Raw genomic sequence first — 24828 nt, forward strand, 5'->3', positions numbered from 1 at the left:
CTCTAAATTTGTACAAGAGAAATATATGTCCAGTATCACGCTCAAAAAAATAATAATCTCCAAAGTGGAGGCGCAATTGAAGGATTTCCAATCGAAGAATTTGATAAGTTGGGCCGGAAATATAATAAAAAAGTGATTTAAAAACCGGTTGCTTTTAAACTTAGAAATCTCGATATACCCTCTTTCTCGAATCGACGCTGACAATAATTATAATAATCTCTTCATAGTCAATCCGATAGAGAATCCTGAAATCCCCAACTCTTATTCTAAAAAGCTTTTCGCTGGTGCCGTAGATTCTTTTAGCATCATGAGGAATAGGATCTTCAGCAAGTTTTTCAATGGCTTTGATGATTCTCTGGCTGTTTTTGGAATCCAGTTTTTGAGAAAATTCTTTGCAGGCGTGTCCAGAAAAATTTCAAACATATTAGATTCCCAGTTCTTTCTTGAACTCCGAAAGGGAAGTCAGTTTTTCTTTTTTCTGGTGCTCATAGCTTTTATCTACGAGCTTTCTTTCCTCATCAGTGAGTATACAGTCTATGTCTACCATATGCTCTCTTATGTCTGTCAGTTGTTTTTTGATAGAATCGAGTTCCTTTATTACTTTCTCCTCAAAATCAGCCTCAGCCATAATAACTGGTTAATATGAATCTTATTTATAAGTATGCTTTCTTGGTATACCTGTTTTTCTTTCAAGGTTTATCTTAATGGTAGAAAATCATACTTCCTAGACTAAACGAACATGAAATTCTTTGAATAACAGGCACAAAGAAATGAAAGTACTTTTATGAAAGTACTTTTTACCTCAACCTTTTTTGACTGTAGATCCCATCATCATCTTGGGCAGTAAGGTTGTACTTATTTTGGTTCTTCGAAGCCGTAGCTAAACTAACCAGTGAATTGCCATCGCAGGCTCAAATGTGACTTTGATCACTTATGCTAAATATGATTACATACACCAAACTTTGGATATTTCTTGAAATATAAATTTTATTTCTTTGGGTTTAATCGGAAGAGATATACACTATTCAAAAGTTACTCTCCAACATTATAAAACAGCGAATAGATATTGGAGGCAGTAATACGATAAGAAACAAAACATTTGTTATCTTTTTGGCTATTTGTTTAATTTTGGGTACCGTTCCTTTTGCTTTGGGTGCCACTGAAAAGGTAAGTGGTTCTACAACCTCGGTTTATATAAGTGCTTTATATGTTGGAGCTCGTGGTGAACAGCCGAATCAAGAGTATGTTAAAATTACAAATAAAGGAACAACATCAGTAAATCTGAAAGGTTGGAAAATTAAGGACAAGGGTGCAAAGCATACCTACACTTTTTCTTCATACAAATTAAAATCTAAAGCTTCGGTAACTCTCAGAAGCGGAAAGGGTAGAAACTCTGGAAGCACGTTGTATTGGAATAAGTACTCCTATATTTGGAATAATGACGGAGATACGGCGTATTTGTATAATGCTCAAGGAAAATTGGTTTCTTCGAAAACTGTAAAGAAATGAGGATTGCCTCATTTCTTCTTTTTTATTATATGAGCTAATCCCAGAACTTAAAAATACTTCACTGAAATTCCGGTAAAGATGGAAGGCAAGAGCCTGAATTATACGCTTCTGATCGAGAAGGACGAAGATGGAATATATATTGCAAAAATTCCTGACATACCGGGTTGCTATACTCAGGGAAAAACAGTTGAACGGGCTATGGAACGCATAAGAGAAACGATACAGGTCTGTCCTTCGCTGAAAAACAGTTCAGACATAATTATTGTAACAAGACCTGTTTTTTATCAGAACCTAATTTCCTATTCAGTGATTTTAGTTAAAATTTTCTGTAAACTGTGCTGAGATATCCAGCTCCGATTACAAAAATAATAAGCTGTGACCGTGTAATATTCAACAGTACTCGATATTCTCCTACTCTCAAAGAATAGATAGGTGAATCAGGAGATGTTTTTAATTTCTTGACATGTGAGTAAGGTTTTTCCTTAATCTCAGTAATCGCATCAAAAATTCTTTTTCTAGCTTCAGGTGGCAGTTTATTGATATCCTTAATAGCGCGTGAAGTATACTGAACAGTGTACATTAGTCTATACCTAACATTTTCTTTGCTTCATCTTCGCTATAGTATCTTCCTGCTTTTATGTCCTTCAGGCTTTCTTCAATTCCTTTAATTTCACTGTCTGTCAAGGGCTCACTATCATAAGCCATAGTTGCGATCCTTTCGATAACAGAATTATAAGATTCTTCTCGGTGGGTTTTCAAGCCATTAAGCATCTCTTTTACTCTAGGTTCAAGGCAAACTGTAGTTGTAGCAGCCATATACTATCCTATAGGATACTATAGATTATAAACGTTTTTAGCTCAATAGGTTGTGTATCAAAGTTATCTAAAATTAAATAGATTCTCTGTCCTTTTAGTGTTACAACAGTTATGATGGAATTATTATAGGCCTTAAAACAGTCACCAAAATTTCCACCACTTTTTTCTCCCCAGGCACTTCAATCTGCTTGACTTCGACGTTTTTGAAGCTGAAGAACTTGAACATAATATGAACGGCGAAATAATAAGATTTAATGAAGTTGGGTAAAATCATAATAAAAAATATTTAATAGAAGATTATTCCTGATTTATAACTCTCGATATGCACCGCTTTCTCAAAACGATTTATCCAGAACTTATATCAGAAAAACATAACCATAACATAACTTATAATACATCTTCTCTAAATCTTTATTGTTACAGATGAACTTTTAAGGGAGTGTATATGAAAAAATACATCTACATCGCATTGTTTATTTTGCTAGTTGCACTGTTTGTCGGGATTTTAGCCGGGTCACAAAACGAAGAAAATGTTTCTCAGGCTCAATCAAACTCACTGAAAAATTCCCTCAAGTCAGCATCCCAGGATATTGCATGGGCAGCTAACGTCCAGAAGCATTTGAAGATACTTAATGCAGATCTGAACGGTGTATCCAACGCTACAAACAATTCTGATTATACCGCACTCGCAGTTTACGCCGAAAAAATAGTAAATGATACTCAGAACGCCATAGATGAAAATGATCAATATACCGTATCTTCCAAACTCCAGGATGCGCAGAAAGAATGGAGAGCGGCTCTTCAGGACTATAACTCTGCAGGCCAGTCATTGTTGCAGGGAGCAAATGAAGCGAAAAACGGTACTATAGGAGCTGAAAATTTCCAAAAGGCCAGAACATTTCGCGATTCCGGTACAGATCATCTTAAGAAAGCATCTGAGTTAGCAGGAATAACATAAACATATTTCTTTTTTGAAGAAAGAACCTGTGAAGAAATATATGAAACAATACAATTTTAAGTTAATTTAATAACACTTTTATAATCTATCACATGTATGGCTGTATGAAATCGGAATTTCTTAAAATCAACTTTTTGTTGCAAGTGAAGAAAAAAGGTTTTGTACATAGTGGTGTGATTAATGAAAATTAAAGAGATATTAAAACCGGTAATTTTTGTACTTTTTTCACTTCTGGCAGTTTCAGGGGTTGCTCTTGGTGCATGCCAGAATAATAGCCAGAATAATAGTTTGATAGGAGAACTTTCAACGGTTGATGTTTTTCATCCTCCGACAGACAGTAGTATGATGCCCCTATACAATGAGTGGCATTACTTCAATGTAATAGATGAAGAACAGAACCTTTCAATCATCTGTACATTTAAATTAAATGGGGTCTTTAATTCCTCTTCTGTTCTTCTTGGTTATGATACTGGCGACGAGAATTCCAATGCCTCTTTTGGATCATATCCAATAGGTATTGCAGAATACTCTTCTCAAACGCCAAATGTTACGATAGCTAATAGTACGGTCAGGCTGACTCCAGCGGGATATTCTGTGCACGTAGAATCCGATGACGGATCTACGGTCTTCGATGCATTATTTAAACCGGAGGTAGAGCCGTCCCCAGAGTTTAATGCTTCTGGTTTCTCTACAGTACCGGGAGAAGGTATCAACTGGATAGTAGCTTCATCAAAAATGAAGGTCAACGGAGAACTTTCTGTTAATGGGAAAAAATATATCCTGAAAAACGAAAGAGGTTACCATGACCACAACTGGGGATACTGGTCTTGGGGAGATGATCTTGGATGGGACTGGGGTCAGGTTACTCAGACCAAGAATGGTTTGAATGGAAACGATGTCGGAAAATATTCAATTAACTTTGGGAACATCACCGATGCTGGATATACTCAATCATTAAGATCAGTTTTGAACATATGGAAGAACAGGGAAATCGCTGCTACTTTTAATGATAAGGAGATCCAAATCATGCATTCGAACTTTATATATGTCAATGAGCCCGTTCCGATGCCATACTTAGGTGCTTATATGCCGGCAGGTTCGTTCCCTCTGCCTCTTAACACAGATATACTTGTCTCATCCGATTCTGGTGATTGTCTAAATATAGAGTTTACAACCACCTCGGAACATTCTACTCCACTTCCAGTATCTGTACCAACAATTGATGAAAATGGAAACGTGACATTTAAATATCGTGTAATCTGGGAGATGATTGGAACTTACCACGTCAATGGAGAAATTGACGGGAAACCGGTTTCATATGTTGCAGATGGATTTATGGAATACGTAACTGGAGATTCCGTTTCACCCGTATCTCAGTAATGAATGGAGAAATTCGGATAGGCAATATAATTTGGTTGATTTACAGCTATAGTTTTCCAACTATAGTTAAAAACGGATTTTTAAACTTTTTTATTTTTTATAGCCAGGTGATTCACATTCGCTCCTTTTTATTCTTCCAAATATTTCTCTGGGCAGCAGTCAATTTCCTCATAGCTAACGATCTTGTTCTTTACAAATTATTGTAAAAGCAGTGCAGTCAAAGTATCTGAGGTATTGTGGAGCCGAAATCTAACAAAAAGGCATTAATACAAACTTATTTTTAATTTCTAAGTCGCAATATATACGCTTTCTCAATTATTTCTCAAAACGATTTTTTCCATACCTTATTAAAAATGTTATTGGATGACAGGAATAACGAAATCTTGTGCAATTTTTATCCCGACAAAATTAAGTTACACCAGAAAATCACTGAAGTCGATCTCTTTACCCATTCTCAACTGATTTCGGAGAAGAGTAAGTTTGCGATCTATTTTTTCGAGGCTCTTCAGGTACTTTTTCTCATTCAGCGTGGTTTTTATAAGTTTTGAAATCCCGCCATTTTGAATAACCAGCCGCTGATCTGCCGATAAAGCCAGAAGAGGGTCATGAGTACTGATTAAAACAATCTTATTATTACTTACCAGAAGCTCCAGAGATCTGACCTTGTCAACGCCTGCATTCTCAATCTCATCGATCAAAACAACAGATGCCGGACTGAGAAGTGCGGTATCTGCAATCATCAGAGCGCGTGATTGTCCTCCTGAGAGCTCCGTAACAGGAGTTTCCCTGCTGAAAGGTTCTCCTGCCAGGATGTTTGCAGTATCATATATTTTCTGAACAATAAGAGAAACCTCATCAACCATACGGCTCTCGGCGTGCAGGGTCAGAAACTCCTCTACACTGAGGTCCATAACAAAGTTCATGTTCTGTGAAAGCTGCGCAATAAAACGCCCTTCAGTTGAGAAACGCTCCTCGTCACCTGGAGCCCGGCCATTAACCAGTATTTTCCGGCCGGTTGGAGTGTCCTCCTGAGCCAGAGATTCAATATCAGCCAGAAGACGTGACTTGCCTGATCCTGTCGGGCCGACTATTGCTGTAACCTCACCCTTTTTCAGATTTACCGAAAATGCTTCTTTTCCACCATTTTTATTATGTCCAGGGAGCACTGTAAGGGATTCAACTGTGGACCCGCTTCCCTGTTGAAGAGCCCTTGCCTGCTCAATAAATAGAAAGAAACCATCAATAAAAGCAAGAGAACTGCTTTCCATCTCGATAAAATAATCTTCACCAAGTATCGAACCCAGCTCTTCCAGTTTCCTGCTCCCGAACTGTGCAGGATCAATTGCAAATGCAGAGAAATAGTCCTCTATCCAGGGCATCATCTTCCTGAGTTCATTTATCGTCATTTGGAGCAAATCTGTCCGCAAGCTCTTCCTTCTCCTCTGAAATTTATTCATTCCATCTGAAATTTATATTTCTCATCTGAAATTTATTCTTCCCATCTGAAAGTTATTCATCCCATCTGAAAGTTATTCATCTCCTCTAAAATTTACCAGCTTTGAAACGCCAATCTGCCTGTCATCCCCGATTTTTCTCTCTCCAAGACAGTATGAACATAGAGCTGCAGGCATGGTAAATCGAAGTGTAGCTCCCTGAAGGGTTTCAATTGTAGAGGTTTTTTCCACAAGTTTTGCAAGATAGAAACTACCCTGTCCTGTAACGCCATTAATCTGGACTATCATTCCCCTGGGATTAACCTGTCTAACCCTGTATGCAAAGACCTCACGCTCTGCCTGGGAAACGATATCCCCTTTAGTAATAACAACGATGTCTGCAAGTTTTAACATGGGACCGATTTTTTTAGGTGTGTTGACACCGCTCAGGTTATCAATAACACAGATTGCCAGAACATCCTTAATATGGGGAGAACAACGGTTGCAAAGACCGGCACTCTCAGTAATCAGAAAATCAAACTTCTTCTCTTTGGCCCACCTGAGGGCTTCTTCAATATTGCTCACAAAAAAGTGGTCAGGACAGAGCCCTCTGGAGAGGCCGGTCTTGACCGGAATATTGTGAGCGGAATAAAGTTCCTCATCCTGAGCCGAGAGACAGTCGAATTTTACCACACCGATTGTAAAACCCTTTTGTCTAAGCTCTTCGATGGTCTTGATAATGATACTGGTTTTTCCTGATGAGGGAGGACCTGCCACCGTAACAAGCCTCACACCATGCCTCCGGTCTCATAAAAATGTTCATTGAAAACCACTTCAACCTCTTTTTTAAGTGTTCCTATGTCAGTATTCATCAGGAAGTCCCAACCCAGCCAATAGAGTTTGATTCCTTTAAGATTATTCTCAACTTCGGGGTTTGTTGTCGGGAAAAAGGCTCGGGCAGAGATTTTACCAAACTCTTTTCCACAGAGGAAATCCGTGATCTCGTTAACCCGTTCTACTGCACTTTTTTTAACCAGCATCTGCACAGGGCTTACAATAGCTCCTTCTGAAGGTATATTGATCGTTATCCGGGATTTGTCCTGAATTTTCCTGGCAAAGAAGAGAGGCATGATATACATTGGGGGTACATCATCTTTTTTGCTGTCTATCATTTTGACCATCTCGGATGGATGGATTCCCGTATATACTGATGAAGCAAGTTTTTTAATTCCCTCCATACCGTACAGCCGGTAGAACGGGAGCAGTACTCCATTACAGAAAAAGCCGTCCTGTCCCCGCATAACAACCCTGTTCCGGTACTCATCTTTCAAGATATCTTCCCAGGATTCCGGTTTGGGGTTATCCTTCATGAGTTCATCTATTGTAACCAGAACAAGAAGGTTTGCAGAGATCATGGTAAACTGGCCGCGAGGATCCGCAAAACCGATGGATTCAAAATCACGGTTCATCGGGGATGAATTGAGAGTTACAAAATATTCCTTATTGAGAAAATTCTCCTGGAAGGGTTTATGGTAAAAGCTGTTAATATCAGAACTGACTATTATGTCCGGCAGTTCGTCAATCGATGTAACCAGATCGATATAGGCATAATATGAGAGCTCATGATTGACATTACCTTCTACAAGAGAATGGAGCACATTATTTATTTGCCTGCTGTATTCGGATGAAAAGTCATCAAATGCACGGTTAAAGGGCATCTTCATGCCGCATGGCAAAAGGGCAAGAAGGGTCAGCTCTTTTTGTCGTTCCGGAGAATCTGCAAGGGTAAAATCTCCTTTTGTTTCATTGGACACAACAGCCTGATTCAGGAGCTCAATAAAAGAGTCTTTATTCACCGATACCATTGATAGAGCTGTTTTCAATTTTAGTAAAGGGCCAAGTTTTTCGAGAACTTCCTTATTTTCAAATTTCTCCATCCCATGCTGTTTAAATATTTTTAGCAAAAAAGGATATTCACTTAAGATCTGGTATATACTCATTGTTTCATCAATTGCTTTCATATCATTCCACCTGATATGTTTTTGAGTAATATCTTATTTCCCTTCATGACATTAAGATTAAAATTTTTAATGATGATGTTTCTCTTAAGGAAAAACTTACGTTATCAAATATTATCAATTCCACATTTATACCAGTCTTTATTTTTTGTTCTGTTCTGTGGAATATCAATTATTTCAATAAAGATACAAACATATAAATATTGTTATCTCGGAAGTAATGTTCCGATAAGAGTTACAAATTAGCTCATCGCCTGTTCCATTTTACATTCCGATTTTTGACTCTGTTCCAAAATCCAGTGATTTTTGAATTTCTTGATTGAAAATCTGACTTAACAAGAAGAATCCGGCATTCAGTAAAATCAATATTCGATATCTTAAGACTTCAACAATCCAATACTCCAATACATTTGTGTATATTTCGCCATCTTTTCAGGAGAAGCGGTTTAGTTTCTTACACGAGAATAGATTCTTCTGCTAATGATCAGTGTCAGCATTGCTATCTATAATAGTATTCTAAAAACATATGCAAGAGATGGGATTTTATGCTAACCGATGACCAATGAAAATTAATCTAAATTTTGGTTGTTCCATAATAAATTAAAAAGTGTCGCAACTACCCTAACATATGCATTGCTGAATTGTTCCTCTTGCATATTAATATCCACTATTAACCCTTAAGAAATAAACACTTTCGTTCGCATAACGCAAAGAATTCCATGAATAAATTCTTCATTATTTGATTTCAAAACATATGAAAAACACCAATATTTAGACGCTAATCAACGGGGTCAAATTTGATCAGTATACTATCACCCAAATTATAAATCCCCAAGCTCCCAGCCAAGATGTTCTTTTATAACGGTATATGCCATTTCAGGCGGGATAATTCCAATATCAGTTACGATCATATCAATGTATTCGGCAGGCGTGAAGTCAAAAGCCGGATTTCTTACCTGCACATGAGAAAGCTCTTTCAGGACTATAGGATCGACTACCTCGTCTACAGACCTTTCTTCGATTTCTATGGGGTTTCCTACAATCGTGCTCGGGCTAAACTTGAAGGTCTCGGCAGCGACCATAAAACTTTTTCTGGCCTCATGGGCTGCAAGCGCAAGCTGTGAGGTCCCAATCTTGTTTACCAGTGCGCCATTAGCTGCAATAGCATCAGCCCCGACAACAACCTTATCCACGTCTTTCATGTAGTAACGCACCGCAGAATCTACAATAAGGGTTGTGGGAATTCCAAAATTGTTAAGGTGGCGAATTGTCAATAAGCCCTGGCGCCTGGGACGGCTTTCAGTAGCAATTACCGAAATATCCTTTCCATCTTCAAAGGCTGTTGTGATGATCGAAAGAGCAGCATGGGAATTGCAGTGGGTCATTATAACATCCCCGTCCCGAATTCTTCTCGACCCAATTTTTCCGATTTTTTCAAGGGCTTTGTCAGCTATCTCAATAAAGAGGTTTGAATTTTTAATAATTTCCTGCCTTGCTTCCTCCACGTTTGCTGAAGAATACTTTGATGAGAGTTTCACGGCATTCGGGAGGGAAACAGCTGTCGGGCGGGTACTGATGAGAAGATTAGAGACTTCCTTTATTCTGGCACTGAATTCTTCCATTGAAGCTGCGTCCAGCTCTGTGGCATAATCTCTGATAGCTTCAGCAGCGGCTTTTGCAATCCTGCCTGCACCCCGGATCTCCATTGTCCGGATTTTTTCTGCGGTTTCCTGAACTTTTTGCATGGTATAAGGGATGGCAAGGGTCCAATTTATAACTATCTTCCGGCTGTTCCGGGAACTGACCTGAAAGTAATTCAGATTTCAGTGAATTTCAGTAAGTTTATCCGAGATCTTCCTGTAATAAGCAAAAAGGTCTTCTCCCCACCGTATAGCCTGAGGTTCAAAACACAGGACATCTTCTATATGGTCGTAAGTGCCGTCTGAAAAAGGTAGGGTGAGAGAAAGGAACCTATCGGTAACTGCATAGGCAAGTTCGATTTTTTTGCTGCAAACGTAGAAATTTGCATTTTCGAATTTAAGAAATTCACTTAATTCAGGACCATATTCTTCTTTTATTCTCTCATAAATCGGGCAAGTTACGAGAATAGAAATGTTCACTCCCTTTTTTGCGAAAGTAAGAAATAGAGATGGATAAAGAGGGTGAAAAACCGAGGCAATACCGCTTATTTTTTTTGATTTCATAAGGTTTTCTACAAATTCTTTGTGAGGCTCAAAGAGGCGCGTCCTATCGGGGGGTTCGGAAAACGTGCAGTTAGCCAGCTCTCCTATTCTTTCCCGCAGAGGGTCGGGTATGGACTCAACTGCATGGTTTGCCCAATATTCATATTTGCTTCCGAAGACAGTTAAGACATCCATCATTGGCTTCATTTTGCCAACTACTGCTATCCCGAGAGGAGCTAAGCTGTAGATATCACCTGTCTTTGAAATCAAGGAGTTTTCCCTCAGTTTTTTTAATTGAGGGAGAATTGCCACCAGACCTACATTCAGGTTTTCTTTGATCTCGGAAATCGTTTTGGGCCCATCCTTCAAAAATAAAAGAAGATCTTTCCTTTTTTCGGAAAGGAAAATCAATTCTAGAAGCGGGCTGTTCATGATTTTATTATATATACAGATATTTAATAAATATCTTCCTCATTTTTTAACTGTCCTCTATTTTTCAACTGTACTTCTACTGAAAGCCTCAATTGTTAACAGGAACCTGATATTAAAATAAATGTTTATTCATCCTGATATTGCAAGTTTTTTGAGCAAATTAAAATTACAAAAGAGAGTTTCTGCTATCTTTACTAAAACTTTTATTTTCCAATATTATTCAATAGTAACGCATGTTTTGTAAAATCACTTTTTTAAGCAAATATAAAAAATCATTTAATGTAATATTAATTCACTAAATTCAGTTAAACCCGCTTTTGCTCGTGTAATTTAGTAGAAAGCCACTATATAGTTTTCAACACATAATTTTTATTTATAATAGTGTTTAATATGTAGAAAAAAATTATATTGAATGTTAATTTCTAATATATATATATTATGAATTAGTTTCTATAACCAGACTTTGTATCTATTTTCACCTGAAAATTGAATTTTATAGACAGTATATATAATTTTTTAGTTAATTAATTCTAGCTCTCCTTTTTTTTGGTTTTAAAGCAATTTCGTCACTTTTTGTAAAACTTTAACATATATAAAATATATTTAATGATTGAAAATTCCATTAAGTCTAACGATTGTGATTTCAAGGAGACTAAATAATTTAATGCAACGCAAATTTTAAAGTCGTATAGGTTATATACCTCTATAACATAAAGAGAAAGTCAACGATTAAGAGTTAAGGGGTTTTTCTCTTAATCGTAGGGGTTGAATCACATAATTGGGAGCCTATCAGAGGTGGCAAACAAGGCTCCCAATTTTAATAATTATTCATGGGGTTTTTATATAAAAAAGAATGTTATCAGACATTTTTCATAATATTCTCGAGATAAGGTTGATTACTCTAAATTTATACTATATAAAGTGAGCGGAGTCCTGTGTATAAATATAAATTAGTGATCTCAGACCAGATCTTTATTTTCCTTCAAGATTTTAATAAATAAAACTCTTAAACCAGAGTTCGGCTTTTCTGTTATTCCATGAGTAAAACTTCAGAAACAGTGCAGAGTGAATATTCTTATTTTTGAAATCTCGAAAGCAGGCCTTCTCTTATTACGAGAAATTTTTTTTGTAATATTAATTAAACAAAAAACATATAAATAATACCTAAATAATATGGAACTAGTTCATTAAAGTTAATCATTTCCAACATGACAATCTAACGTGGAAATCAGTAAAACTAAGAGCTAAAAACATCAGGAGTCAAAAACTTGGATTTCAATACTGCAGTACAGTTTCATGGACATGTCTGCCCCGGACTTTCCATTGGCTACAGAGTAGCAACACTTGCCGCCAACCACTTCAAAGACCGCAGCAAAGATGAAGAACTGGTCGCAATTGTAGAAAACCGGTCCTGTGCCGTGGATGCCATTCAGGCAATAAACGGTTGCACCTGTGGGAAAGGGAATCTAATTTTCAAGGATCATGGGAAACATGTTTACACATACTTCAAAAGAGGCGATAATAAAGCTCTGAGGATTTCCCTGAAACCCGATGCTCTCCCCACGGACGAAAAGCACACCGAACTCTTCGCAAAATTAAGGGCAGGCACTGCAAGCCCAGAAGAGGCAAAAGAGTTTCGGGCCTCTCATGATGCAAAAAGCCAGAGAATACTGGAAATACCTGAAGAAGAGCTTTTCTGGGTTAGGGAAGTTGAAGCCGAGCCGCCGGAAAAAGCCATAATTTACCCCACCCTGGTCTGCAGTAAATGTGGAGAAGGTTTCATGGAGCCTATGGGCAGGGTTAAAAATGGAAAAATAGTTTGCATTCCATGTTTTGAGGCAAAAGATGAATGAAATTCCTGAGGCTTCCGAAAGAATTGAAATGGTCCCTGTAGGCTACGTTGAAAACGACTACCTTGAACCGGTATACAATGAAGAGGTATACAATAAAGTCTCAAAGATAGCCCTCAAGAAAGAGTTTACAGAGGGGCTTTACAGAATAGAAGACTTTGAAAAACTGTACATTCTGTTTTATTTCAGCAAATCGAAAGGATATAAGCTCATCCACCGCCGCCATTATGATGGAGAAATCTCCGGAGTCTTTGCCAGCCGGAGCCCTTATCGCCCTAACGGGATAGGGCTTACCATTGTAGAGCTTTTGAAAGTGGAGGGTAATGTGCTCCATGTAAAAGGGCTTGATGCAATTAATGGGACACCTGTGCTGGATATTAAGCCCTACATAAAAGAGACTGAAGAAAAAGACGAGGAAGCAACGGACTGAAAAAACAAAACTAATGCCAAAAATATAAAACTAATGCTGAAAAAACAAAAATAGTGCCGAAAATCAATAATATCAAAAATCAAAACATAAAGAGTCTTTTTTTAAGAAAAAAGAAAAAGGGATTAACCCTTTTTGAATTTTATTCCTTTTTTCCATTAATTTAATTTCATATAATTCCATTTAATTCCATTTAATTCCATTTAACTCCATTTAACTCCATTTTTCTGTGTTTATCTCTTCCTCATGCCCAGGTAAATTCCACCGGCAGCTACCACTACAAAGAGAATTCCGATAATATCCGAGCCCGAAAACGAGAGACCACTATTATCAGGTTCTTCGGTAGAATCTTTCTGCATCTCGTACCCTTCAACATAATCAGTATCTGAGGATTTCTGAACTCCAGGGACAGGTTCGGAAGTATCTGTACCATATCCTCCGTTCGAATCCTGAGACGTCTGGTTGCTGGATGAACTGGCTTTTACGGTAGCATTTCCAGTATTATGACTGTGATGACTACCACTGCTACTGTTCTGGGTCTTTTCTGTTGTCTCCAGAGTTTCAGCTTTGGTTGCAGCTTCTATTTGCTCGGAGTAGCCCGGAACAGATACTTTTCCACTTACAAACTCATGAAGAAGAGGATTTCCACAGGTGTGGTGACAACACGAAGCACCGTTCTCGGCCACAGATTCCTCATAATCCTTTGCAAGGCTTTCGATAACATCCTCTGAAGGTGTCCAGTAATCATGCCTGACTGCTTCAAGCATTCTAGCTGTCATAGACTGATAAGCACTGGGGTTGTTCTGCTTAAACCATTCTTTCATAGAAGGATCATTTACATAGGTTTCATACACATCTTGCCAGACAGTATCATCCACAAGGTCAGGGTCACTTACCTCCCATCCAAATAGGTTGTCCACAAATTCGGACATCATGCTGCCGCCTGAGTATCCGGAGGTCTTCATTCCTTCGATCCATTTGTCGTTGAAATATCTGGCCCGCAAATCCTTGCTGAGGTACTCCTGCATTCCTACCATCTGAGCTCCGTCCGAGTTACTTGTGTCCGAAATATACATCTCTGGAGTATTGCCGCTAAGATACCTCGTTGCCAGGTTCATGCCGCCGAAGTACTGGAAAAGGTCATCGTTATCAAGGGAGTCGTACAGGTTTGAAGAGGACGAATGTACTGACGCTTCAACGCTTTTCAGGTTGCCTTCAAGGAGCTCTCTGCACTGTATTCCCCAGTAATCTTCTCCATAAGCGTATCCCATTTTGTTCAGGTATACGTTTGCAATATCTTCTTCATTATCCCATGACCCGCTTGCACTGATAGCATCTGAGACCCCTATATCATAAGTACCGTCCATTACTGCAAAGCAGCGCATTGTAGAGAGCTTTGTTGCAGTCTCATTGTCATACCCTTCAGATATCAGGGAATCATAGAGCGTAAGGGAGCTCTGATTTACGTAGTTTGGATAGTTTACGCCAGGAAGAGAGCTTGCAAGCTTCACAGCACTGTCTATCAGTTTTATCTTATCCGGGAAAGCATCCCTCATACCTGCGGTAGTATAAACAATATCAATACGCGGCCTTCCAGGCTTTGAAGTATCATAATTTGGCAATAGCTCTTCTTCAGGGATAGCTTCAACTCCGGTTACATACCCGTACTCATCCCAGACAGGTTTTACCCCAAGCAGGTAAAGCACTTCGGCTTCCAGAGTTCCGTGGTCTGCAATAAACTCCACTCCGAACCTTGAGAATGAAACTTTTTTGGGATATTCTCCATGTTCGTTATAGTAGTCCTCAAGCAACTGAATTGCAAGAGTTTTTCCAACTTCCCAGGTTGCTTCTGAAGGATAGAGCTTTGAATTTATGCTGTAATAATTGCGTCCTGTAGGCACTGCATCCGGATTCATTATAGGGTCCAGCCCTGAGCCTGGTGGGATGAAGCCTCCGTTCAGGGCTGAAAGAATTCTGTCAATCTCCACATCGCAGTTAAGAAGCCTGTCTTTATAATCCAGCCCCTGTTCAAGATCAAGTGTAACTGTGCTGTTAGTTTTCCCATAAACTGCAGTCTGCGCTTTAGAAACGCTCGTATTATTGGTTACGACTTCCCAGACAAGTCTGGTAACTTTTGTATCATTCAATGGAATTCCGAGAGGATATGAAGATTCAGGGTAGAAGGCAGCAGTGATATTATCCTCAAAACTTCCTCCAAGCATAGCCCTTACCATTCCTGTAAGTTCATCACTTTCAGGATCTGTCATATTCGTCGCAGGAACATGGCTGAGAATATGCATACCGTATGGGATATTTTCATTTCCTACATCTTCCAGGTATTCGTGAAGGACATTTTTAACGAAATCTTCAAACTCCGTTTCGTTGTAATCTTGAAGAACAGTTACGTTATCTATTCCCAGATCAACACTGAGGTTGAGTGCGATTATCTCATTTACTATGGCCTTCTGGTATCCTGCCCTTGTTTGAGAAGAAATCCCGGGGTCGTAATACCCCTCCACATCAGTTGAAAGGTTTAGCAAATCTCCATAAAGCCCGCTGCGTTCAAGGGTTGGAGTCAAATGGTCAATAATTAAGGCATTACCTCTGTATTCCGCAGTTATTCCTTCTCCCACGTTGGCAATGATATAGGGATAGATATTCGGAATGTCCTGCAGCAGAAGAGGAGACCAGTCTGAAGTCCGGTTCATTCCGTAAGTAGAACCCGGAAGCCACTCGTGCGTACCATGAGTACCCATATGAATAAGTGCATCAGGCTTGAATTCATGGTTTAGCCAGAGATAGAAAGCTATGTACTGATGTGTGGGAGGTACAACATTGCTGTGGTAAAGAGTGTCATTATTTTGTCCTGTTCCTCTGGCAGGCTGAGGCATGAGCCAGACATTTCCGAAACGCACCGTTGGAATTACAATGTATTTTCCGGTTTCATTCTCATAGATCATAACACTCTTATTTTGAGGCAGATCTTCAGACCAGGGTTCACCCCATTCGGCTGTTACATTGGCTCTCAGATTTTCCGGAATTTCGGACTCAAACCACTCTTTATAGGTATCCATAGGTATGAGTTGAAGGCCCCACTCAGTCCTGTTTTCCACCATCCCATCCAGAACTCCGGGAGCCCAGGAACCAACATTGATGCCCTGGGCCTGAAGCATTTCCATGAGCTTACTACTGTTTTCCGGGATTCCGGAGACCCCATAACCGCTGTTATTCATTGCATTCAGGAGTTCAAACATGCTCTGGGTGGAATTGAGATAATTTGCTACGATGTTATCCTTTCCTGAAGGATAGTTGTAATAGATGACAGCTACTTTCTTGTCTTCGTTTACCTCTAACTTCAGGTTTGCCCAGTTAATCGACCTGTTTGCCATCCAGTCAATCTGAGAAGGCAGTGGTTCATAGCTGTTTTCACCTGTTGCGGAATCATAATTATCAATTCCTATTACAATGTACTCGAAAATCCCGTCAATGCTCGGGAGCAGAGTCTTGTATACAACCTCTTCACTGGGGATACCTCTATTACTATCAGCTATGTCGGTAGAATTAGCAGGGTTTGTAACAACCAATCCCGTGAGGACAGGCACATCAAGGTCTTCAAGCTCCTGCACACCTTTATCAGGGTCATCATAATTCAAACGGAAGCTCTTTAGAGAAATTACGCACTGGACAAGAGGTTCTCCATTTTCGTCAAAGTAAAAATTATGAATATCATTGAAAGTATCAAAACCCGCAATCACATTGCAGCCTTTTCCTTCCAGATCACGGATAAGAGCATCTATGACTTTAAGGTTGTCACCTGTATAGTCGGAAGCATGGAACCATATCCCTATAGTGGGTTTACTCTTGTCGTAAATATGTCGTGATTCATTTGAGTTAGTTGAATTTGAGTTAGTTGAATTTGAGTTAGTTGAATTTGAGTTAGTTGAATTTGAGTTAGTTGAATTTGAGTTAGTTGAGTCAGAGTACCATTCAAGGTAATCAGTAGTATTTTCAAACCAGTCTGGCTGAGATTCATTAGTGGAAGAACGAGCGTCAGGGTGGTAAATCGCTGCTTCAGGGAATTCTATAGGATCTTCATAAACCCAGTCTTTCGTAAGCTCGGGTTTATCTCCATAAGTTTTTGCGAGATATATAAGGAAGTTCTCAGTATTTTCCTTCAGGACTCCTCTGGAACCCATATTGTAGAAGAATTTTTCTTCGGTAGAATTATACGGGGTAGTCCCGGAAAAAATCTGATCATAACTTGAGGTGTTGATGTATGCTGTGTCTATTACGGAAGTAATATCTATGAGTGCAGTCCCGTTTTCGTGAGCGTTTTCAAGATCGTCCCCGATATCTTTGAACTGCGACCAGAGCATATAAGTAAATATTACATCCTGGTTTTCAAAAGTGACATTGCTAAAATCGGAATATCCTGAAATATATGTTACATTCATACTTGCATTATACGGATTGGACTGCGCTGCTGCAGCAAGGGCGCTCCCATCATAACAGATAAAAGTAATATTTACGTGATTTTCATCAGCCGATACGTTCTGTGCTAGTAATAAAAGAACTACCGCACATAAAACCAATAATCTACTTTGTGCCGTACGCATCTTATCCCCAGAACAATATATCATGAACCCTGAAGCACCCGGTTAGAAAAAGAATCAGGATGCTTGGCCCACAGAATAATTTTATTATGAATTATTATGAATCTTAGAAATAATACAGAAACAGCTATTAAACATCAAAAATGAACTCGGAAGCTCTTGATTCTAATATGCAGTCCAATCAAAAACTTCCTAAATCCAATGAGTGGCCACTCTGTATGATAGATTCAACATTCGGAGCATTAGGGAATAAGATACATAAAACACAGTTTTTGGCTCATAATTGTTAGCTATTTGGGTAAAAACGGGTTAGATGGAGGTTTTACGTAATATATTATGATTCCTCTCTATTTTGTAGGAGTTGAAGATGCTTCTTCAGTTAAGAAGTAACTGCACAAAACAGATAATCCTCTACATTAAATGTGATTCCCATGAGAATCGTTTCGTATATTATATGTGCAGGTCAAATTTAGAATGTAACTGTAAATTACCCATTCAAAATCGTGAAGAGCCAATACTCTTTCGTCCATAAACCAACGAAATTCTTTTAAAATCATTATGATGTGATATATTGATAATTTTGCAATAAATGAAATTGCTTATTTATTTTCAAATCATTGTTTTTATTATAATATGCCATTATAATATAGTGTCATATATTATATTATTTTTATACAATGTGCATTTTCATTTTAAATTGTGTTGTTCTCCCTAGTATTTACAAACTGCGTCTTACGCATACGAAATATTTATATACATAGATGTAATTTTAGTTATAGACAAATCAGATTTACTTGATTTGTCTTATGAGGCGCCATTTTAAACCTCCGTAAATCTGTAGTTTTCCAGGAGCAATTTGCCATTTTACCTCCTTAAAGCTGCAGTCTTCCGGGAATAATTTGCTATTTTTAGTCTCTCTAAACTGCAGTCTTCCAGGAGTAATTTGCCATTTTATCTCCTTAAAACTGCAGTCTTCCGGGAGTAATTTGTCTCTAAATATCTATCCATTGGTTATCGGTTAAGGAACTTTCTTTCCTGAAAGCTATCGATTTTGCTTTTCATTTACGCCCGGTGGGTTCAAATTCCTCAACAAGTTCCTGTGCACTATAATGCATTGGGTGAAATAGATAGCTGGGGAAGTAAATTCAAACCCTTATTCTGCCAACCATAAGTATTTTGCTTTATATTTTATTACTGTAGTATTTTTTTACAGAAGGGGAATGTTTCTGTTCAAATAACAGATGAAAACAATCTGGCAGAAGACCATATCCTGTTTTTTATTCTAAAAAAGAAAGTTATTCTGAGGGTGTAAAAAGAATAAAATGAAGTGCTTATTATTCGGCGTCACTTTCCAAATACAAATTTAATTTTTTCCGAGATTTTAGGTAAATTACATTGACTCAGTTCATAACAAATAAAATTCACCTATTTTATTGAAATTATTACTGTGAAGTGGATACTTTAATTGTACGGGATGATGTAGATGTGCCTGATGATGTAGATGTACCTGACGAAGTGGATGTACCTGACGAAGAAGATGTACCATTCCCATTGTCAGGTACGTAAATTACCCTGCCGTCGGCGAGCCTGTAAGCTGTTCCAAGAGCCTCTCCCGTCCCCCCTCCTATGTTATCGGTCATGTTCATGACTTCAATGGGTTTGCCTTCTTCTTTGATGACAATCTTCATATCCTGAGATCCGGGATTTTTGACAATAGTGAAATCCTCATTGGAACTTAGAAGTTCAGGGAGGTGATATGACATAACAAGTGCAACCAACAGAGCTACGGAAAAGACCATTGCAACATCAAAAACATTTGCAACGCTGGTCATAGGACTTTGCTCATCTTCATCTTTTAAAAGTCCTGTCCGCCTGTATCTTCTGGATTTTCGCATGAGTTCTTCCTCATTATTAAGAGACAATTAGCTTCAGTTCTTTTCCTCAATCGTATCCAGGATATAATCGATATCCGACATATCTTCCCAGTACCATCGCCTTCTGACCTGTGTAAGTACGTAGCCTATCCCGGCCGCAAAAAGCCCCACAACCGTTGTCGCAAAGGCAATCATCAGGTTTTGCGCAAGGGTCTCAAGGTCTCCTTTCGAAAGCCCTATCAGAGCAGGGCCTAATGGAATAAGCGTTCCCATAAGGCCAAGCATGGGACCGATAGTTGAAGTTATCTTTGTATGTTCAAGGCGCTTTGCCATCTTGATTTCATATTCCTGCGAAAGTCTCTCAATTGCAGGAAAATGTCGCTCTTTCAGGTATTTTGCAGCATCTCGTGCAAAAGAAGTGACCATGTAATTTTGTTTGATGTTTTCAAGAGCTCTGGATGCTTCCGAAAAATCCGAATTCTGAAGCTCGCACTCAATTTTTTTGCAGTTAGTCTCTAGATTAGTCCAGTCCCTATGCCTTTTCGTATATTCGGAAAGGAATTCTCCTAATTGAATCAAGGAAACAAATACCAGAATAGTGAGAAGAAACATTACAGGAATTAGCAAAGCCGTTGAGAAGACGTTCATCATATTGGATAATAAATTCATAAGGCTCAAAGATCATGCCTCCTTATACGTTCCAGGAAAAAACCTGCAAGGACAATGACTCCAAAAGCCATAAGAGGAATAATTCCTGTTTCTCCTCCACCGGTTGCAACAAGGTTCATCTTTTTTGTTTGTATATACGCAGGGATAAGCAGAGCCCCTAACAGATAGTAAATCCCTATCAGCATCATTGCGCTGCCCATAGTTTCAGGGGTTTTTCCAAACCGGACCTTTCCAAGCCTGAAAAGAAAAGAAGAAGCCACCACTGCTATAAAAAAAGCAACCCCAACAAGAAGTCCTACTTTTATCCCGGAAAGGTTAAGACTTTCTGAAAGCAGTATGCAGGAGACTGCAAGAGCTGCCAGGCAGACCGGGCAGGGTATGGATATAGCGAGGAAAGTGTGTCTTGAAACATCTTTTCCTGAATTCCACTTTTTCTGGGTGTAAATCCCTATCACTATAAGGAGAAAGGAAACAAGTACATGGATTCCCATGCCCATTGAAGAAAACTTCTCAAAAGATTCCAGGCTTATATGGTCGGCAACGCCTCCGAATAAAAGGGCCAGAAGTAAATAACTGCCTCCAATTGCAAAAATTTCTTTTGTACTTATGTTTGAAAATCCGCATCCTATTCCAGATTTAATTCCAAAGACAAGGATACCTATCAAAATCCCAATCACAGTTAATGCCGTAGAGTCCATAATACCTTCTGAGCATCTATAGTAAAATTAAATAAAAACTGGTTTTTGGGTAATATTCGTTATCTTTTTGGATAACAAGGGCTCATTGAGTGTATATTTTATACTAAAAGTTTGTCTACACCCTTTTTTCTGCCGGAGAGATAGAAATAATTACACAAGTTAAAATCAGAACATGTGCAGAAGTTAAGATAGTAAGAGAGTAAGAGGGTATAAGAGTAAAATAGTTAAATAGTAAAGTTACTATGAATCCCTTATTAGACAGGTCCCTGTAACCAAAATCGATATTATTTGACTTAGTTATGGCACCTGAATCGTAACATAATTACATAATACTATAATAAAATAGTAAAATAGTTTCTTTTTTTTAAAACGGTATCAATTAACGTTAGTCATACATTAGAATTAAAACTTAACAAATATTATGTGAAAATTTACTTTGCTTGCCAGGCAGTAATATAGAAAAAAGAAAAGAAAAATCCGTAATTAAAGTAAATTTGCTAAAATTAAATATAAAAAAGACAATGAAAAGATCTAATAGTTTACTTTACTTGTTCTAATAAAAGCAATAATTATAAGTATTTGAGATAAAATAGAGTTCATCATGGTAGTAAATGTTATGAGGAGTTCTGGAATGAACGGCGGTAGAGAAAACCTTTTCAAAGCTATTTCTAGCGATACACGCCTCTCAATTCTCGAACACCTGAGTGAAGGAGATATGCATATATCCGGTCTGGCAAGAGAAATAGGGATTTCTGTGCCTGTGGCTGCCAAACATGTAAAAATATTAGAAAAAGCTGATCTTATAGAACGAAAAAAGTTCGGAAATACTCATATGATAGGCATCAAACTGAACAACATCTATTCTTTCCTGGACCACTTTGCAGAAAACAGGAGACTGGAGGTTGAACAGGGAACGACTCTGCTTGATGCTCTGAAAAGCGTGGCTGCCGTGGAAGTTAAGAAAATGGGGAACAGAGTCAAGGTCATCTCTACGGATGGGGAAGAGGGATTTTATATATATGAGGTGGATGGCAAATTTTCGGATAAGACTGTAGACGAATATGAGTTTTACGACGATGCTGTAGTCGAGTGGAAAAAGTTAGTGCCCGTAACGAAAAAAAGATTACTGGTAAGTATCAGAAGGTAAACAGCCCACAACGCTTACCTCCTTAGACGCTCATATCTGTTCACTGAGCTTGCAAAATCTCTACTCATGAAATCTTTAAAGGGTTTGAAAAGTCCACTGAAATATGATACTTTTCTTATCTTTCTCCTGAAAAAACCCAAAAACTCTTGAAAAACGGGCGTTTCACCTCAACTTCGCCAGAACTCCAAGATGGTCTTCGTGATAGGGCATCAGGTCCTTTGCATTAAGAACCTCAAACCTGGGCTCAAAAGCCTGTTCAAGTTTCTTTACCTCTGCCTTAAATATCTCTTTTGGTTTTGCTGCGGTGTCTATACTCCGCGCTTTAATGGAAAGCAGGAGATATCCATCCTTTTTTAAAAAACATACTGCATTCCTTGCAGCAATTTCGGCCTGGTTGGGCTGTGCAACATCCTGAAAAATAAGGTCCACAGGCTCAACGAGATGGGAGTAACTGTCAGGCTTTCCCGCATCAGCCATAATCGGGTGGATATTTTTCCTCCTTGATGCAAGCCCTATAAGATCTCGCATGCTCCTTGGGGCAAATTCAACGGCGTAAACTGCACCTTCCGAAACAATATCAGAAACATGGCTGACCGTTGTACCTGAAGCCGCACCTAAGTAGAGAACCTTCGAATCTTCCTTTAGTGGAATATCGAATTTTTTCAGGACCATGGCTCCAAGCTTGCTCCTCCGAGGGTCCCAGGTCCGGTATTCAACTCCTTCAACCGTAATCAGTTTTTCTCCATAAACGGTTTTTCCAGGGTCAAGGTTCTTTGTAGCAAGCTGTCTTTTGTCTTTTATAACTTCAAAGATCCCATCCGATATCTTTTTGACTTCAGGCATTTACTTCCTCCTCCTTCTCTTTGGCTTTTCTCCGCTTTCCTGCTTTTTTTGAGGAGGCCTGGGGTTCAAAGTCCTGATCTGTAGGACTTTCGCTTCAAGTTTTTCCATAAGAGAGGGATCTTTTTCTCCTGAATAAAAATCAATGCGCACAGCAAGGGAAAGCTTTGATGCAACAGCTCTTGCTACCTTTCCCCTTACCCACCAGGGCGCAGTATTTATCAGAGGGTGACTGTAGATGATCCCGTGCTTTGGAGATGGAGCCCGAGCCCGAAGATGTTTGAAAAGCGCCTTGCTGGCTCCTATAACCTGAATGGTGCTGGAGGGAAACGCAGCAAGTTTTTCGAGGTTTCCTGCAAGACTTATTAACCTTGCTCCAAGCATTGGGCCTGCAATAAGCTTCAGGTTGGGTGCAACCAGTTCCATGCTGTTCTCAATGTAAGCCTCGATCTGTCTCCGCTGTTCATAGAGACTGCACACGTTTTCTGCAAAACCTCTAAGGAGTGCTTCATCCGCAGGTTCAAGTTTTGCACCCATTGAGTTTATGGCTTTCGAATAAAGCGGGTCTTCAGAGCCGACATTTTTACGGGAACCATATTTTACAATAAAAAGTGCAAGGTCTTCTCCACCTAACCCGCTTTCCGGAAAATAACCTCCGTACCATTCAGAAAGCCTTTCAGACAGGGCATTTGTGGTTTCATTTATATCGTTCAGGGCCTCTACAGCCTGAATAATTCGCTGGTCAGGAGTAAGAGCACCTGAGACCTGAAGTTTTGCCGCCTCCAGAGTAACTTCATGTAAAAGGGAATAATATTCGGCAGTGGATTCTGCAAACCCGGATCTGATAGCTGCAGCTTTGAGGTCAAAGCCTTCAGGAGGAAGATCTGACCTGCTGTTCCTTAGATCTAGAGAATGGAGGGCAAGCTCCCGGATGTCTTTTGAAAGAAGTATGGAACCCAGAATTTCTCCGTCTCTGTCGGTTTCAATAGTTCCAAACCAGGTATTGATTTTCAATCCGGACCCCCGGAGATGTCCGCACCCCTGTTCCTTCCCTTTGTGAGTAAAACTCTTCCTCCAAGGGACTCTTCAAGCATGCGCTGGGTTTCTTGCTGGAGTCTTTTGCCTTCCTCGACGCTTCCGACAATGCCGTAAACTACCGGCCCGAAAGAACTGATACCTGATCCACTTGCGCCGTTGTCACGCATGTAATTCATGATATCCAGAACAGGCTGTGACTGAAGTCCGACTTCCCTTTTCTTAAAACCTACAGTCTGGATGTGGTTAATTGCCTTGCCAAAACTTTCCAGGTCTTCCTCGACAAGTGCAGGAAGCATCTGCATGAGGATTACGTGGGAAATTTCCTGAACTTCGGCAAGGGGAATTGGACAATACTTCTTGAAAATATCCACTTCTTCCGCATCGTGAGCCCCTTTACCTTCAGGAATTGCAAGGACTATGGACCAGTCAGGAAAGTCTCTTCTGAAAAGGACAGGACCAGGCGGTACGTGGCTGGCTGAAGAAGGAGAAAATGCGCCTTTATCCTTGAACTTATGTCCTCCATCCAGAATAAAGCCACCATTTTCAAAAGCAGCAACCCCTATCCCGGATGTGCCTCCCCTGCCGACCGCAACTGCAAGTTCCCTAACGCTTTTTCCCAATCTATAAATTCTGTTTACGGCTACTGCTGCTGACAGTGCGGCCTGGGTCCCGGAACCGAGCCCCACATGATCAGGAAGACTATCTTTAATATGCAGCTTTATTCCTTCTCCTATTGGAAGAAGGGCCTGTACAGCTTTTTGCATTTTGCTTGCTAGAAGAGGATTACCGATGATCTCTATATTCTCAGCTTCACTTGCAGAAATTTCCAGGCCGGGATATTCCAGGGTGATTCCCGCTCCCCCATCGACCCTGCCTATCTCTGCATTGAGGTCTATCAGGGTAAGATGAAGTCGGGATGGAGTCACTACTTTAATCATGTCTA

Annotated in this window: 25 protein-coding genes; 8 read left to right on the forward strand and 17 right to left on the reverse strand. The window is 39.4% G+C overall.

The features are described 5' to 3' along the window. Window positions 1-160: 160 nt before the first annotated feature. From MSKOL_RS21685 to MSKOL_RS16220, 3 genes are read right to left on the reverse strand one after another with little or no spacing between them, the layout of a single operon-like run. On the reverse strand, window positions 161-316 hold the full coding sequence (locus MSKOL_RS21685) for a type II toxin-antitoxin system RelE/ParE family toxin (RefSeq protein WP_369799551.1): 156 nt from the start codon (window positions 314-316) through the stop codon (window positions 161-163). Then, on the reverse strand, window positions 262-423 hold the full coding sequence (locus MSKOL_RS21225) for a hypothetical protein (RefSeq protein ID WP_231592290.1): 162 nt from the start codon (window positions 421-423) through the stop codon (window positions 262-264). Before MSKOL_RS21225 ends, MSKOL_RS21685 begins: the two co-directional genes overlap by 55 nt. Window position 424: 1 nt before the next feature. Beyond that, window positions 425-628, reverse strand: coding sequence for a hypothetical protein (locus MSKOL_RS16220; protein ID WP_048157701.1), 204 nt, complete (start codon window positions 626-628; stop codon window positions 425-427). Between the two features lie 500 nt (window positions 629-1128). Between MSKOL_RS16220 and MSKOL_RS16225 the strand changes: the two genes are divergently transcribed. Together MSKOL_RS16225 and MSKOL_RS16230 are read left to right on the forward strand one after the other, a co-directional pair. Beyond that, window positions 1129-1509, forward strand: coding sequence for a lamin tail domain-containing protein (locus MSKOL_RS16225; RefSeq protein WP_048122687.1), 381 nt, complete (start codon window positions 1129-1131; stop codon window positions 1507-1509). 78 nt (window positions 1510-1587) lie between these two features. Next, a complete protein-coding gene (locus MSKOL_RS16230; RefSeq protein ID WP_048157705.1) occupies window positions 1588-1851 on the forward strand; it encodes a type II toxin-antitoxin system HicB family antitoxin in 264 nt (87 codons plus the stop codon). On the opposite strand, the gene MSKOL_RS16235 is transcribed toward MSKOL_RS16230, so the two are convergent. Then, window positions 1826-2089, reverse strand: a complete 264-nt coding sequence (locus MSKOL_RS16235; protein WP_048122688.1) for a type II toxin-antitoxin system RelE/ParE family toxin — start codon at window positions 2087-2089, stop codon at window positions 1826-1828. The genes MSKOL_RS16230 and MSKOL_RS16235 overlap by 26 nt on opposite strands. Continuing rightward, a complete protein-coding gene (locus MSKOL_RS16240; protein WP_048122689.1) occupies window positions 2089-2325 on the reverse strand; it encodes a hypothetical protein in 237 nt (78 codons plus the stop codon). The genes MSKOL_RS16235 and MSKOL_RS16240 overlap by 1 nt, the downstream gene beginning before the upstream one ends. 445 nt (window positions 2326-2770) lie before the next feature. Between MSKOL_RS16240 and MSKOL_RS16245 the strand changes: the two genes are divergently transcribed. Both MSKOL_RS16245 and MSKOL_RS16250 read left to right on the forward strand, forming a co-directional pair. Next, window positions 2771-3283 (forward strand): hypothetical protein, encoded by a 513-nt coding sequence (locus tag MSKOL_RS16245; protein WP_048157707.1) that lies wholly within the window; start codon window positions 2771-2773, stop codon window positions 3281-3283. A gap of 180 nt (window positions 3284-3463) precedes the next feature. After that, on the forward strand, window positions 3464-4663 hold the full coding sequence (locus tag MSKOL_RS16250) for a hypothetical protein (RefSeq protein ID WP_048157710.1): 1200 nt from the start codon (window positions 3464-3466) through the stop codon (window positions 4661-4663). Between the two features lie 413 nt (window positions 4664-5076). Here the strand turns inward: MSKOL_RS16250 and MSKOL_RS16260 are convergent, their stop codons facing one another. The 5 genes from MSKOL_RS16260 to MSKOL_RS16280 all read right to left on the reverse strand — a co-directional run bounded on the left by MSKOL_RS16260 (window position 5077) and on the right by MSKOL_RS16280 (window position 10729). Next, the gene (locus MSKOL_RS16260) at window positions 5077-6069 is read right to left on the reverse strand and encodes an ABC transporter ATP-binding protein (RefSeq protein WP_231592291.1); all 993 of its coding nucleotides are present in this window, start codon (window positions 6067-6069) and stop codon (window positions 5077-5079) included. A gap of 123 nt (window positions 6070-6192) precedes the next feature. Beyond that, window positions 6193-6888, reverse strand: coding sequence for a GTP-binding protein (locus MSKOL_RS16265; RefSeq protein ID WP_048122698.1), 696 nt, complete (start codon window positions 6886-6888; stop codon window positions 6193-6195). Then, entirely contained in the window at window positions 6885-8117 is a 1233-nt protein-coding gene (locus MSKOL_RS16270; protein ID WP_048157714.1) for an ABC transporter substrate-binding protein, read from the reverse strand. The genes MSKOL_RS16265 and MSKOL_RS16270 overlap by 4 nt, the downstream gene beginning before the upstream one ends. Before the next feature lie 818 nt (window positions 8118-8935). After that, window positions 8936-9859 (reverse strand): ribose 1,5-bisphosphate isomerase, encoded by a 924-nt coding sequence (locus tag MSKOL_RS16275; protein ID WP_048122701.1) that lies wholly within the window; start codon window positions 9857-9859, stop codon window positions 8936-8938. A 78-nt stretch (window positions 9860-9937) separates the two neighbouring features. Then, entirely contained in the window at window positions 9938-10729 is a 792-nt protein-coding gene (locus tag MSKOL_RS16280) for a winged helix-turn-helix domain-containing protein (RefSeq protein ID WP_048157717.1), read from the reverse strand. Between the two features lie 1268 nt (window positions 10730-11997). On the opposite strand from MSKOL_RS16280, the gene MSKOL_RS16285 reads away from it, so the two are divergent. Next, on the forward strand, window positions 11998-12582 hold the full coding sequence (locus MSKOL_RS16285) for an FmdE family protein (protein ID WP_048157719.1): 585 nt from the start codon (window positions 11998-12000) through the stop codon (window positions 12580-12582). Beyond that, window positions 12575-13009: a tRNA (N6-threonylcarbamoyladenosine(37)-N6)-methyltransferase TrmO gene (tsaA, locus tag MSKOL_RS16290; protein ID WP_048157721.1), complete on the forward strand. Its 435-nt coding sequence runs from the start codon at window positions 12575-12577 to the stop codon at window positions 13007-13009. The genes MSKOL_RS16285 and tsaA overlap by 8 nt, the downstream gene beginning before the upstream one ends. A 230-nt stretch (window positions 13010-13239) precedes the next feature. Here the strand turns inward: tsaA and MSKOL_RS16295 are convergent, their stop codons facing one another. Continuing rightward, entirely contained in the window at window positions 13240-17622 is a 4383-nt protein-coding gene (locus tag MSKOL_RS16295; protein WP_048157723.1) for a cobaltochelatase subunit CobN, read from the reverse strand. Window positions 17623-18670: 1048 nt separating this feature from the next. Here MSKOL_RS16295 and MSKOL_RS21690 point away from each other — a divergent pair. Then, a complete protein-coding gene (locus tag MSKOL_RS21690; protein ID WP_197078783.1) occupies window positions 18671-18790 on the forward strand; it encodes a DUF1648 domain-containing protein in 120 nt (39 codons plus the stop codon). A 271-nt stretch (window positions 18791-19061) separates the two neighbouring features. Here the strand turns inward: MSKOL_RS21690 and MSKOL_RS16300 are convergent, their stop codons facing one another. Genes MSKOL_RS16300 through MSKOL_RS16310 form a run of 3 tightly spaced genes read right to left on the reverse strand, consistent with a single transcriptional unit; the run spans window position 19062 to window position 20860 of the window. Further along, window positions 19062-19514: a DUF2149 domain-containing protein gene (locus MSKOL_RS16300; RefSeq protein WP_048124244.1), complete on the reverse strand. Its 453-nt coding sequence runs from the start codon at window positions 19512-19514 to the stop codon at window positions 19062-19064. Window positions 19515-19547: 33 nt separating this feature from the next. Then, entirely contained in the window at window positions 19548-20171 is a 624-nt protein-coding gene (locus tag MSKOL_RS16305) for a MotA/TolQ/ExbB proton channel family protein (RefSeq protein WP_048122714.1), read from the reverse strand. After that, window positions 20168-20860: a DUF2162 domain-containing protein gene (locus MSKOL_RS16310; protein ID WP_048157725.1), complete on the reverse strand. Its 693-nt coding sequence runs from the start codon at window positions 20858-20860 to the stop codon at window positions 20168-20170. Before MSKOL_RS16310 ends, MSKOL_RS16305 begins: the two co-directional genes overlap by 4 nt. 601 nt (window positions 20861-21461) lie before the next feature. Between MSKOL_RS16310 and MSKOL_RS16315 the strand changes: the two genes are divergently transcribed. Further along, a complete protein-coding gene (locus MSKOL_RS16315; RefSeq protein WP_048122718.1) occupies window positions 21462-22007 on the forward strand; it encodes a helix-turn-helix domain-containing protein in 546 nt (181 codons plus the stop codon). Between the two features lie 162 nt (window positions 22008-22169). Here the strand turns inward: MSKOL_RS16315 and MSKOL_RS16320 are convergent, their stop codons facing one another. The 3 genes from MSKOL_RS16320 to MSKOL_RS16330 are packed head-to-tail and all read right to left on the reverse strand — an operon-like array spanning window position 22170 to window position 24823. Further along, window positions 22170-22850, reverse strand: coding sequence for a fibrillarin-like rRNA/tRNA 2'-O-methyltransferase (locus MSKOL_RS16320; RefSeq protein ID WP_048122720.1), 681 nt, complete (start codon window positions 22848-22850; stop codon window positions 22170-22172). Further along, window positions 22851-23861, reverse strand: a complete 1011-nt coding sequence (locus MSKOL_RS16325; RefSeq protein WP_048157727.1) for an NOP5/NOP56 family protein — start codon at window positions 23859-23861, stop codon at window positions 22851-22853. Beyond that, window positions 23858-24823 carry a beta-ribofuranosylaminobenzene 5'-phosphate synthase gene (locus MSKOL_RS16330; protein ID WP_048157729.1) on the reverse strand — a complete coding sequence of 322 codons (966 nt, stop codon included), beginning with the start codon at window positions 24821-24823 and terminating at the stop codon, window positions 23858-23860. Before MSKOL_RS16330 ends, MSKOL_RS16325 begins: the two co-directional genes overlap by 4 nt. Window positions 24824-24828 lie beyond the last annotated feature (5 nt).

It is taken from the genome of Methanosarcina sp. Kolksee (genome assembly GCF_000969945.1).
Classification (GTDB): domain Archaea; phylum Halobacteriota; class Methanosarcinia; order Methanosarcinales; family Methanosarcinaceae; genus Methanosarcina; species Methanosarcina vacuolata.